The organism is Candidatus Aeolococcus gillhamiae, from assembly GCF_016464765.1.
Classification (GTDB): domain Bacteria; phylum Chloroflexota; class Dormibacteria; order Aeolococcales; family Aeolococcaceae; genus Aeolococcus; species Aeolococcus gillhamiae.
Window position 1 is genome coordinate 65,493 of sequence record NZ_JAEKNS010000131.1, and the last position, 12,140, is coordinate 77,632.

The 12,140-nt window shown below is 68.3% G+C and carries 11 protein-coding genes and 1 tRNA gene; 6 read left to right on the forward strand and 6 right to left on the reverse strand.

The window, feature by feature from the left end:
- Nucleotides 1-148 precede the first annotated feature (148 nt).
- Entirely contained in the window at nt 149-448 is a 300-nt protein-coding gene (locus JF886_RS13030; RefSeq protein WP_337313136.1) for a hypothetical protein, read from the forward strand.
- Nucleotides 449-969: 521 nt separating this feature from the next.
- On the opposite strand, the gene JF886_RS13035 is transcribed toward JF886_RS13030, so the two are convergent.
- The 4 genes from JF886_RS13035 to JF886_RS13050 form a co-directional block, all read right to left on the reverse strand.
- On the reverse strand, nt 970-1,356 hold the full coding sequence (locus tag JF886_RS13035) for a hypothetical protein (protein WP_337313138.1): 387 nt from the start codon (nt 1,354-1,356) through the stop codon (nt 970-972).
- 455 nt (nt 1,357-1,811) lie between these two features.
- Nucleotides 1,812-1,886, reverse strand: a tRNA-Thr gene (locus tag JF886_RS13040).
- A 49-nt stretch (nt 1,887-1,935) separates the two neighbouring features.
- Nucleotides 1,936-2,280 (reverse strand): SMP-30/gluconolactonase/LRE family protein, encoded by a 345-nt coding sequence (locus JF886_RS13045; RefSeq protein WP_337313140.1) that lies wholly within the window; start codon nt 2,278-2,280, stop codon nt 1,936-1,938.
- Nucleotides 2,243-2,839, reverse strand: coding sequence for an SMP-30/gluconolactonase/LRE family protein (locus tag JF886_RS13050; protein WP_337313142.1), 597 nt, complete (start codon nt 2,837-2,839; stop codon nt 2,243-2,245). Before JF886_RS13050 ends, JF886_RS13045 begins: the two co-directional genes overlap by 38 nt.
- Nucleotides 2,840-2,884: 45 nt before the next feature.
- Between JF886_RS13050 and leuS the strand changes: the two genes are divergently transcribed.
- From leuS to JF886_RS13070, 4 genes are all read left to right on the forward strand, one after another.
- Entirely contained in the window at nt 2,885-5,323 is a 2,439-nt protein-coding gene (gene leuS, locus JF886_RS13055) for a leucine--tRNA ligase (protein ID WP_337313144.1), read from the forward strand.
- 84 nt (nt 5,324-5,407) lie between these two features.
- Nucleotides 5,408-6,586: an NAD(P) transhydrogenase subunit alpha gene (locus tag JF886_RS13060; RefSeq protein WP_337313147.1), complete on the forward strand. Its 1,179-nt coding sequence runs from the start codon at nt 5,408-5,410 to the stop codon at nt 6,584-6,586.
- Nucleotides 6,583-6,861: an NAD(P) transhydrogenase subunit alpha part 2 gene (locus JF886_RS13065; RefSeq protein WP_337313149.1), complete on the forward strand. Its 279-nt coding sequence runs from the start codon at nt 6,583-6,585 to the stop codon at nt 6,859-6,861. Before JF886_RS13060 ends, JF886_RS13065 begins: the two co-directional genes overlap by 4 nt.
- On the forward strand, nt 6,861-8,243 hold the full coding sequence (locus JF886_RS13070; RefSeq protein WP_337313151.1) for an NAD(P)(+) transhydrogenase (Re/Si-specific) subunit beta: 1,383 nt from the start codon (nt 6,861-6,863) through the stop codon (nt 8,241-8,243). Before JF886_RS13065 ends, JF886_RS13070 begins: the two co-directional genes overlap by 1 nt.
- Here the strand turns inward: JF886_RS13070 and JF886_RS13075 are convergent.
- Together JF886_RS13075 and JF886_RS13080 are read right to left on the reverse strand one after the other, a co-directional pair.
- A complete protein-coding gene (locus JF886_RS13075; protein ID WP_337313152.1) occupies nt 8,218-10,128 on the reverse strand; it encodes a hypothetical protein in 1,911 nt (636 codons plus the stop codon). The genes JF886_RS13070 and JF886_RS13075 overlap by 26 nt on opposite strands.
- Before the next feature lie 139 nt (nt 10,129-10,267).
- Nucleotides 10,268-10,708, reverse strand: coding sequence for a GNAT family N-acetyltransferase (locus JF886_RS13080; protein ID WP_337313154.1), 441 nt, complete (start codon nt 10,706-10,708; stop codon nt 10,268-10,270).
- A 125-nt stretch (nt 10,709-10,833) separates the two neighbouring features.
- Here JF886_RS13080 and JF886_RS13085 point away from each other — a divergent pair, with 125 nt between their 5' ends.
- Nucleotides 10,834-12,135: a sensor histidine kinase gene (locus tag JF886_RS13085; RefSeq protein WP_337313156.1), complete on the forward strand. Its 1,302-nt coding sequence runs from the start codon at nt 10,834-10,836 to the stop codon at nt 12,133-12,135.
- Nucleotides 12,136-12,140: the final 5 nt, after the last annotated feature.

Sequence of the window (12,140 nt, forward strand, 5' to 3'; positions counted from 1 at the left end):
AACAACCTGGTCGATCGGAATACGCCACGTGGCGGAGCTCAGTAAGCGATTGCCTATGGCGCAACTGCCTCTTCTCTGGCAGTCCACTCGAGAGACAAGGTGGCGGTGCTCTGTGCCCGGCCTCACCGCGTGCTCATAAGATCCCCACATGCACGCTGTGGTGAACCATCTCCACTTCAACGTCGTGATCGACCCGGCGTTATTCGTCAAAGCCCGCAACGATCTTGAGCCGCAGATGCGGACGATTGACAAGTTCGAGAGTTTTTTCGTTGTCCAGACATCGGACAAAGACGCCTTCCTCGTGATCGTGGCCGAAAACGCGGAGACTCTCGATCAGATTGCGACCCAATTCGGCTCGCCCTGGATGCGGGCGAATGTCCTCCCTCTCCTGGCTCGTCCGCCCGAGCGTCACATCGGACCGGTTGTCACATCCACGCAGTACCCATAGCTGCAGCCATCACTACCCGGTCGCGGTACCGACCCGCCTCGCCAACCTGGTCAATGGTTGGGCCATCCCCGGTCGGAGTCAGCTGCACGTCGTGTCCGCACCATCCCGCCGGGGGGGCCTTACGGATCCGCGCGGCGGGCGCGCGGCTTTCCTTGGCCAGGCGCGCCGGAAGCGAGAAGACCGACCCGCTGGGGTCAACTCACGACGCCGCCTCCGCCCCGTCGTTGGCCGACCGGTTATGCATGCTGATCGTAGGATCCTCCTGCGGCGCCGGGGCGGCGCACCATCCACGGAGGGGCTTTTCGCGGTCATCTACGACCCCGCAATGGATCTGCCGATGGCCACCGCGACGCTCGGCGCCCATCGTGCCCGCGGCCCTTTTCATCTTCTCCTGGCTCGCGCCCGACGTAGGTACACATAGTGTCACCAATCAGGTGTGTATTTCGGCGCCGGCAAGTAGCCCACGCCCGGCTGCTCGGGACGTGGCGCGTCGCCGAGCATGGTCCGGCCGTGGGCCGAGCCTACGACGTCTTGGCCAGGACCATCACCGAAACGGGGTCCGCGGCCGGCATCGGCGGCACCGCTGTGCTCCACACGAGCACGGCGTTGTACACGCCGGGTGGCAGCGGGGGAGGCCCGGTCGCGGAGCAGGGTGGGATCCGTGACTCGGATCCACCCGCTTGGAGGCAACCCGGATACGTGGTCGCAACGGAGACTGCCAGCCTGGTGGTGCCGTGCGGAATCACGTAGGCACCGGCGGCGCACTTTGCCGGCCATGCAACGGATGGCGGGGAGTTGCCGATCGTCAGTACGACGGTGAACTCAGGTTTGCAGCCGCGCGGATTGAGGTCGAATGCACCGCCCGGATTCGAGATCACGAGCGCGCCGGGGATAGGCGAGCCGCCCATCGCCTGCGTTGTGGTGAGCTGGATCGCGTCCGATAGTCGGTTCGGAGGCGCGATCCGCACATTCCGAACCGGGGCCGGGCTCGCCCCTCATGCGCCCACTCCGGCGACTAGGCAGACTGTAAGAGCGAGCCGGCGGAGCCTCGTTCTCATGACCACGATTGTGCACCCTGGGGTGGGCGGGTTCTGACGCACCAACTGCCTGGGCGAAGGCCGCGCGACAGCCGTTGGTAGCCGCCTGACGCGGGCCAACTCGCGCGGCTGTGTCCGAAACGTGCTCAACGATGGGTTATGAGGTTGTGAACAGTCGCATCACCTTCGGTGCCGAGCTGCGCTACGCAATGCACGTGCGCGGGTTGTCCCTGACCGACGTCGCCCGCCACTCGGGCGTGGCGATGGGCGCTGACACCCGTTGTACAGGGGTAGCAGTCGCTGCATTTGAATACAAAATCAGCAACTGGAGCCGACGGTCAGGATTGAACTGACGACCTACCGCTTACGAGGCGGTTGCTCTACCACTGAGCTACGTCGGCGTGGACGCCCGGCGGCACGCCGAACAACGCATATGGTACCGGCGGCTGGCTAAGGAAGCCCGGCGTGGGGGACGCTGACCTCGGTGGTGATCAACACCGCCTCCCGGGCTTCACGCCGGTTGTTCTCGAAGTAGTCAGGCGCGCAGCAGAGCAGCAGCGTGGTTCCCGACTCCCCCCCGAGAGCGCACGCGAAGACGCCGAGGCCTCCGGGAGGCTTGACTTCATAGACGATCTCGCCGCCCTGGGCGACTCGGATGCAGCGGCCGCCGATGCCGTCGGCAACCCAAATGCGGTTCTCCGCGTCGAGGGTGCACCCGTCAGGCGCGACCCGGAGCTGACCCAGGGTGGTCATCGCGTCACCGAGCTCCACCTCGGGACCGAGCTGTGCCCACACCGCGCAGCTCCTGCAGCGAGCCGTCGTCGGCGACGTGGAAGGAGGTGTAGCGATTGCCCAGGGTTTCGCCGACGATCAGGGTGCGGCCGTCCGGGGTGATGACCGTACCGTTGGGAAAGATCAGGTCCCTTGCCGCGATGGTCAGGCTGCCGTCGGGGTCGACCCGTTTCAGCGAGGTGGTCACGGGGTCGTCGAAGGCGTAGAGGTCGAAGCCGAAGTCACCGACCCAGGCGCGGCCCTGGTGGTCGACGACGAGGTCGTTGAGCAGACCCGTGCACACTGCTGACAGGTCAGCGTGGACGGTCATCGTGCCGTCGGGATCGCGACGCAGCAGCCTGTGGTCGCGCATCGACGCCACCAGCAGCGACCCGTCGGGGAGCCAGCCGAGCCCCGAGGGCTGGCCCTCCACATGGACCACCTCCGTCTCCGCCCCGTCCGGCGTGACGCTGAACACGGCGTGGCGGTACATGTCCGACACCCACCACTTGCCGTCGCGCCAGCGCGGCCCCTCGAAGTAGGCGCCGCCTTCGGCGAGCGTCCTGAACGCGCGATCGGGCACGTTTGGACTGTAGCGGGCCGGGGCTCGGCTACCCTTGCCATTGACATGACCGACACCACATCTGTCCCGAGTACGACCGCGTCGCGCGCGCTCGACGTCTACGAGCCCTCCGTGGTCGAAGCAAAGTGGCGCCGCATCTGGGACGAGCGCGGCGACTACCGGACCGACCTCAACTCATCGGACCGGCCCTTCTTCAACCTTTCGATGTTTCCGTACCCGTCGGCCGAGGGACTGCACGTCGGTCACATGGTGCCCTACAGTGGGTGCGACATCTACGGGCGCTGGCGACGGCTCCACGGGGACAACGTGTTCGAGCCGATGGGATTCGACGCCTTCGGGATCCACAGCGAGAACTACGCGCTGAAGATCGGCGAGCACCCCGCCGTGGTGATGCGCCGCGCCGTGGCCAACTTCCGTGACAACCAGCTGAAGATGATCGGCGCCATGTTCGACTGGGACCACCAGGTGAACACGGCGGATCCGTCCTACTACCGCTGGACGCAGTGGATTTTCCTGCAGCTCTTCAAGGCGGGCCTGGTGGAATGGCGGGACGGCGCGGTGCTGTGGTGCCCGTCCTGTCTCACTGTGCTCGCCAACGAACAGGTCGAGCAGGGACGGTGCGAGCGTTGCGGCTCGGTAGTCGAGACGCGCTGGCTGCGCCAGTGGTGGCTGAAGATCACCAACTACGCGCAGGAGCTGCTCGACGCCCTGGACACGCTCGACTGGTCGGAGTCGACCAAGCTGATGCAGCGCAACTGGATTGGCCGCCGCGAGGGTGCGCGCATCGTCTTCGACCTCGAGGGATGCGAGCGCAAGGACGTCGCCGTCTTCACCACGCGCCCGGATACCTTGTACGGCGCCACCTTCGTGGTGATCGCCGCCGACCACCCCCAACTCGAGGAGTTCGTCCCGGCCGAGCGGCGCGGTGAGCTGAACGCCTGGCGCAACCGCCTCCCGGGACCGGAGGCCGAGCCCGACTTCTCGATCGGCATCGATCTGGGCTCGTCGGCGATCCATCCGCTCACCGGAGACCGGCTTGCGGTCTGGGCGGCGCCGTACGTCCTCTATGACTACGGAACGGGCGCGATCATGGCCGTGCCCGCCCACGACGAGCGCGACCATGCCTTCGCGACGGCGCACTCGCTCCCGGTGACCGAGGTCATCGTCCCCGCGCAGCCGGTTGACGGCACGTACACCGGTCAGGGGACGATGGCGAACAGTGGCGACCTCGACGGGTTGCCGTCCGAGGAGGCACGGCGGCGCATCGTCGAGCGCCTCGAGAACACGCACCGCGGCGAGGCCACCATCACGTACCGGCTGCGCGACTGGCTGATCTCGCGCCAGCGCTACTGGGGGCCGCCGATCCCGATCATTCACTGCACGAAGGACGGCCAGGTACCGGTTCCAGACGAGGACCTGCCGGTGTTGCTGCCCGAGGTCACCGACTTCCGGCCCACCGGCACCGGCGTCTCGCCGCTGGCCACCGTCGAGGACTGGGTCAACGTGACCTGTCCGAAGTGCGGCGGCCCGGCGCGACGCGAGACCGACGTCAGCGACACGTTCCTCGACTCGTCCTGGTACCACCTGCGCTACCCGTCGACCGACTTCGACGACGTCGCCTTTGATCCGGAGCGGACGCGGCGCTGGCTGCCCGTTGACATGTACATCGGCGGCAACGAGCACGCCGTCCGCCACCTGCTCTACGCGCGCTTCGTGATGCGCGCCCTACACGGCATCGGCCTGGTCGATGAGCCGGAGCCGTACACCAGCTTCCGCGCCCACGGGATGATCGTCAAGGACGGCTTCAAGATGTCGAAGAGCCGCGGCAACGTGGTCAACCCCGACGAATACATCGATAGGTACGGAGCGGACACCTTCCGTCTTTACCTGATGTTCCTCGGGCCGTACACAGCGGGCGGCGACTTCCGCGACGAGGGCATCACCGGGATCACGCGTTTCCTGCACCGCGTCTGGCGGGCCACCCAGAACGCCACCGCCGACGTCGACGATGAGCAGCGCGAGCGCCGTCGCCACCGCCTCATCGGCGGCGTCGATGAGGACATCGCCGGGCTGCACTTCAACACCGCCATCGCCCAGCTCATGGAGTTCGCTCGCGAACTCGACCACGAGGCAACGGAGGGTCGCGGCCGGCGTGTCGACGCCCAAACGCTGCTGCTCTGTCTGGCGCCCTTCGCGCCGCACATCACCGAGGAGCTGTGGCAGCGCACTGGGCACGACGGCTCGGTGCACACCCGAGGCGGTTGGCCCGAGCACGATCCCGCCCTGGCGGCACGCGCCGAGGTGGAGGTGGCCGTGCAGGTCAACGGCAAGTTGCGCGGCACGCTCACCGTGCCGGCGGGCACGAGCCAGGACGAGCTGCGCCAGCGCGCTCTCGAACTGCCGCGAGTTGCCGAGCTGCTCGGCGGCGTCGAGCCCCGCAAGGTGGTCGTGGTCGTGGACCGGGTCGTCAACCTGGTGGTGTAGAGCTCAGAAGGAGCGCGAGCGGCCCGGATCGACATAATCCGACACCTTCATGAGCATTCCGCCAGCGGGCCCGACGGTCCACGGATGACGCCGACCGTCGGAATCGCGGACGAGACGGGTGACGGCGAGCGGCGCGTTGCCGCCAGCCCCGCGAGCGTGCGTGCGCTGGTCGCGGCCGAGCACGCCGTTGTGGTGCAGAGCAACGCGGGTGCCGCCGCGGGCTGGCCAGACGAGGAATACACCGCGGTCGGCGCGACGATCGCCGCCTCCACCGCCGAGGTTCTGAAGGAGGCTTCGGTACTGCTCTGCGTGCGCGGCAGCGGCCCCGGTGCCGCTACCTGGGAAGGCGTCGGAAGCTCCCACGTCCTGGCGGGGCTCTTCGACCCGCTCGGCGAGCCCGCCGCGATGCAGCGCCTCGCCGAGACGGGCGCCACCATCCTTGCGATCGACCTGCTGCCGCGCATCACCAGGGCCCAGCCGATGGACGTGCTCTCGTCACAGGCGACGGTGGCCGGCTACAAGGCGGTCATCCTGGCCGCGTCGTTGGCACCGCGGCTCTTCCCGATGCTGACCTACGCCGCCGGCACCATCCCTCCTGCCAAGGTGCTGGTGCTCGGCGCCGGTGTGGCCGGGTTGCAGGCGATCGCCACAGCGCGCCGCCTCGGCGCCAACGTGAGCGCCTACGACGTGCGCGCCGCGGTGCGCGAGCAGATCGAGAGCCTCGGCGCGCGCTTCGTCGACCTGGCCGACGTCGCCGCCGGTGGCGAGGACGCCTCGGGATACGCGACCGGTGCTGACGCGGATGAGCTGGCGCGCCAGCAGGAGGCTCTCGCCGCCGAGATCGGCGGCAGCGACGTCCTGGTCACCACCGCGCTGGTTCCCGGGCAGAGGTCGCCGATCCTGGTGACCGCGGCGGCGATCAAGGGGATGAAGCCGGGCTCGGTGATCGTCGACCTCGCCGCCGAGCGCGGCGGCAACTGCGAGGGCACCGTCGCCGGCAAGACGGTGGCCATCGGCGGGGTCATCCTGGTCGGGGCGGAGAACCTGGCCGCCACGGTCCCCCAGGACGCCAGCCAGATGCTCGCCCGCAACCTCGCCAACTTCGTGCTGCACATCGCCAAGGAGGGCGACATCGACCTCGACGGCGAGGATCCCATCGTGCAGGGCACGCTGGTCGCGCGTGACGGCAAGCTCGTCAACGAGCGCGTTGCCGGGCTGCTCAGCGCCACGGCGGCAGACGCCCCGAGCACGGTGACGTCATGAGCATCGAGACCGGCCTCTACGTGTTCCTCCTGGCCTCCTTCCTCGGCTTCGAGCTGATTCGGCGCGTTCCACAGCTGCTGCACACGCCGCTGATGTCGCTCACCAACGCCATCTCCGGCATCGCGCTGGTCGGTTCCATCGTCATCGTCGGGAGCGCGCATTCAGTCACCACGACCGTGCTCGGGACCATCGCCATCGCAGCCTCATCATCGAACGTGATCGGCGGCTTCCTGCTCACCGACCGCATGCTGCGCATGTTCCGGAAGCGCAGCTGATGCGCGAGAACATCGTCCAGTACATGTACCTGGCGGCGGGGCTGTCGTTCATCTTCGCCATCAAGTGGATGACTGCGCCGCACACCGCGCGGCGCGGCGTCCTCGCCGGTGAGATCGGCATGGTCCTCGCCGTGTTGGGCACGTTCGTCCGCCCCGAGGTGACCCAGTTCACCTGGATCATCGTCGGCCTGGCGGGAGGCACTGCAATCGGCCTGCCCCTGGCGGCCTTCGTGCCCATGACCGCGATGCCGCAGAGGACCGCGCTCTCTCATGCCTTCGGCGCGGCCGCCGCCACGCTTGTCGGCGTCGCCGAGTACATCATCCGCCAGCCCAACCTCGACCGCTTCACCATGGTGGTCCTGGGCATCGAGGTGCTGCTCGGCGGCCTCACCGTCACCGGCAGCCTGATGGCGTTCGGCAAGCTGCAGGAGATCATCCAGGGACGACCTGTCGTCTACCGCGGCCAGAACGTCGTCAACCTGTCCATCCTGGCGATCGCGCTGGCCGGCATCGCCTGGCTGGCGATCGATCCGAGCAATGCGGTGGTGTTCGCGGTGGTGGTCGCGGCCGCGGTCGTCTTCGGCGTGCTGCTGATCATCCCCATCGGCGGCGCGGACATGCCCACCGTGATCGCTCTGCTCAACTCCTACGCGGGACTCTCGGCGGTGGCGATGGGTTTCGCCCTCGACAACAAGGTTCTCGAGATCGCCGGTGCGCTCGACGGCTCCTCCGGTTTCATCCTGGCGGTGGTGATGTCCAAGGCGATGAACCGCAACTTCCGCAACATCCTCTTCGGCGCGTTCGGACAGGTCACCATGTCGGCGAAGGCCGAGGGCGAAGACGACCGGCCGGTGCGCAGCGGCACCAGCGTTGACGGCGCCGCCATCCTCGACGGAGCGCGCCTGGTGGTCATCATCCCCGGATACGGCATGGCGGTTGCCCAGGCGCAGCACAAGGTCCGCGAGCTGTCCGATGCGCTCGAGCGCAACGGCACCCAGGTGCGCTTCGCCATTCACCCCGTCGCGGGGCGGATGCCGGGGCACATGAACGTTCTCCTGGCCGAGGCGGACGTGCCGTACGACCACATGGTCGAACTCGACGAGGCCAACGAGCTGCTCTCCCGCGCCGACGTGGCCATCGTCATCGGCGCCAACGACGTCACCAACCCCGCCGCCAAGAACGAGCCGGGCAGCCCCGTCTACGGCATGCCGATCCTCGACGTCGACAACGCGGGAAGCGTTCTGGTGATCAAGCGGAGCATGGGCCCCGGTTTCGCCGGCATCGGCAACGAGCTCTACCACCTTCCCAACACCACCATGCTGTTCGGCGACGCCAAGCAGGTGGTGGGGTCATTGGTCAGCGACCTGGGCGAGTCACGCTAGTCGGGGTACGGGGCGCCTGGATGGCCGTCCGGCGCCGCCCCGTGACCGCCGCCAGACCCATCCCGAGAATAGTGAGAACCGCACCTCCGGCGAACGGCCCTGCGAGGGCCGTCCCGGTCTGCGGTGTCGAGAGCGTGGCCGGCGGCGCCGCGGCAGAGGGCGAGTCCGAGCTGGACAGGGGTGAGCCGGCAGGCGCCGGCTGATCGCCGACGGTGAGCTCACCGTTGACCGGGGCGGCCGCGTAGTACGTCCAGAGGTCGAGACCCTTGGTGTCGCCGAAGTTTCCGAGGCAGGGCACGTTGGCGTTGCCGCCGACGGGGGTGCCGAAGGCACGCTGGTTCGAGGTCGTGTCATAGCCGAGCACGGGGTCGCTGAACGCCACCGTCGGTGGGTTCAGACCGCACAGAACGGTGCCCGCTGTGCCAACGGTCTGTCCCGTCGTCGTCGAGTAGCCGCGGTCGTCGTAGAAGGCGCCGGAGCAGCCGCCGTTGAGCGCGGGACACACGCCGTTGGGTGGGTTGAGCAAGGTGATCGATGGGCCACCCTGGATGTTGTTCTCGACGTCGACGAAGGGGAGGTGGTACTCACCGCCATGGATGCCCACGCGGTACGGGTATGCGGCGCTCTTGATCGGCAGGTACGCGCCGGAGTTGTCCTTGCCGTCCCAGGCCACCTTCTGGGGCCCCGCCACCGCGGAGCCGCGCAGCACGCGGTTCTGCGGGTTGGTGGGGTCGAAGTTGACACCATCGTGGCTGATCACGATCTGGTAGACGCCCGTGACCGACGACGTGAAGGAGAATGACCCGCCGGACTGGGGCGACGCGACAGCGGGCCGCTTGATGCCGCGGAAGGTGAGCGAGCTAACCTGCGGAGCGGTGGGAGCGAGCGGAATGCCGAGCGCGGTCAGCGCCGCGGGGGCGGGCGGCTCGAAGAACATCGGGAACTCAGGCCTGGCGAAGATGACTCCACCCTGTATGCTGGTGAGCTGCGCGGGATGCCCGCTGTTCACCGCCACCGCGTCGTGGTACAGCGGCGTCTTGCCGTCCGGGTCCAGGAAGCCGAGCCTGTTCGCGTACTGGATCCATCCGTTCGGATCCATCCCATGGTCGTCGACCTTATAGCGGTACCCGTCAGGCGTGACCACGTAGTTGATGAGATCGGCGGGGCGGCCGTTGCCGCCGGTGAAGAGTGCCAGCGTAAACGTGTACAGGCGGCCGGGTCGGGTGGTGGTGGCATCGGCGAGGCTGTCCCGCACAGTCACGTCCCAGCCGGCCACCGAGGTGAGCTGGCTGGCGTTGAAGTCACTGGCACTGGCGAGCCCTACATCCGCAGCCACCCCGCCATCCGCGTCGCTGCTGGGTCCGGACGGTCCGATCATCGCGATGCTGTAGATGCCCGTGCTGGGGACTTGGTAGTAGCAGGGTGTGTACCCGTTGGGCACGCTAGAGGGCACCGTGTCGGGCCCGGCGAGCTCCTCGCCACGGCTGACGATCTTTCCCTGAGCGGCGACACCGCTCGTGGATCGCTGCGCTGCACAGCTGTATGAGGTCGTCGTCGGCACCGACTCCAGGCCCACGGTGCCGGCGACCAGGCCGGGATCCCAGACCATGACGTCGGCCGCACCGACACCGATAGCTGTCGAACCCATGAGCAGGTACTCGCCAGCGGTGGCATAGGCGTGGAGCAGGGTCCGCCGGAACACCGCGCCGCCGCCGTACGTGCTGGTCCGCCACTCCGTGTTGGCACGCGTGCCGGCGACCCCATTGGGGTAGAGGGTCGCTGACCCGGCGGCCAGCGCGGCCGGAACGGACAACAGAGCGACCACGGAAGCGACGAGCGCGGCGATGACTGTCCGCCGCCCGCTCTGCTTGCTGACTGGGCGCATACGTGTGTGAGGACCTCGCAAGTCCGGGCCTGGATCGGGGCGCCCGGAGGGCCGAGCGTGAACCACCGCGGGCACGCGGACGTCCGATGTTCGTGGCCTGACACGACATCGTGACCCCGCCTCGACAGGCCGAACCCGCCTATCCGGGGCCTAGTCGCATCGGTGTGTGGGCGATACCGTCCTCGACGAAGTCAGGGCCACACCGCTCGAATCCCATGCCCGCGTACCACGGGGTCAGCCGCTCCTGGGCGGCGATCCGCACCGGCCGGGGCACGCGGTCGAGCGCATGGTGCATGAGGAGGGTGCTCAGACCCCGGCCGCGGTGGGCGGGGGCGGTGACCACCCGGCCGATCCAGGTTGCGGCCTCTGGACCGGGATAGGTACGCAGATAGGAGACCGGCTCTCCGTCGATCTCGACCCAGAGGTGCTCTGTGCTGTCGAGCAGGTCCCGGCCGTCGAGCTCGTGATATGGGGCGTCCTGCTCCACGATGAAGGTGTCCAGGCGAAGCCGCACGATGTCGTGGAAGGTGCGGGCGCTCAGCTCGTGGAAGCGTGCGATATGGATGGGCGGGGTGGTCACGGCGGCCAGACTAGGCGGTCGGGCCGCTGGCGCGGAGACGGTTGTTGACAGCCCGCCTGCTGAATGGTGACGGTCCATGGGGGGTCTGGCCCCCGCCGCCGAGAATCGATACCATCCACGGGCCCATGAAGACCCAGGATGGAGTTGGACGGCGGACGATGCCGGGCGCCCACACGTTCAACCAGGCGACCGCCGCGGCGCTCATCCCGGAGCTGGTCGAGGACTTCAACTCCGCGCCTCCTGGCGAGTCGCTGATCGCGCGCGTCCTCCACCGTGCGGTCCTGGAGACGCGCTCCGACCGTGGGGTGATCTCCTGGATCGACGGCGACGAGATGATCGTGGCCGGCTGTCACGATCCGTTCGGCGAGAGCGTCCCGACCGGCAGCAGGTGGCCGCTGGGAGGCGAGCAGCTGAGTCGCCTGGCGCTCGCCGCCGGGCGTCCGGAGGCCGGCACGCTCGATGAGGCGGTCGCGTCCATCGCGGGGATCAGCGCCGCTCTGCGCGCGACCTACGACGGCCTCAGCCACCTCCTGGTGGCACCGATCTCGGCAGGCGGGGAGCACATCGCCATCCTCTGCGTCAGCAGGCGGCGATCCGACGGGTTCACCGCCGACGACAGCCAGGTCCTCGACGCCATCGCCCGGACGGCCGCTCAGCCGCTCCGCTCCGTGCACCTCGACGAGGTGCTCATCGAGGCCCGTGCGGAGCTGGCCGAGCGCGCCGCCGGGATGGAATCCGTGGAGCGCGTCAAGACCGATCTGCTCCGCCTCGCGTCACACGAGCTGCGCAGCCCGCTCACAGTCCTTCACGGCTACCTCTCGCTGATCCGCGGCGGGTTCTTCGGCGACATCGCCGGGCCGCTCGACGAGGTCATGAAGATCCTCGAACGCCGCACCGACGAGATGAACGGGCTGGTCAACGACATGCTGGTCGCTGCTCGCGTCGAGGACATTCCCGTCCGCGCGCAGACCGAGACGGTCGACGTGCGCGCGCTGGTCCGCGAAGCCGCCGAGTCGGTGGCGCCACGCGCCTCGGCGCAGCACCAGCTGCATGTCGAGCTGCCCGACGAGCCGGTCCTCGCGCGGGTCGACTCGGAGCGCGTGGTGCTCGCTCTGCGCAACATTATCGACAACGCCGTCAAGTACTCGCCGAACGGCGGCGAGGTGGTCTGTCGCGTCACGGACGACGCGGAGACCGCCCGCATTCGCGTTGCCGACCATGGTCTGGGGATCGCACCTGAGGACCGCGACAAGCTCTTCACCCGCTTCGGCCGCGTGGTGACCGCCGCCAACTCGCACATCCCCGGCATCGGGCTGGGTCTCTACTTCACGCGCGAGGTGGCGCGACGCCACGGTGGGGACGTCGCCCTGGTTGATGGGGATGACCACGCCACGGTCTTCGAGCTGACCCTGCCGCTGGCCCGCTGAAGCGC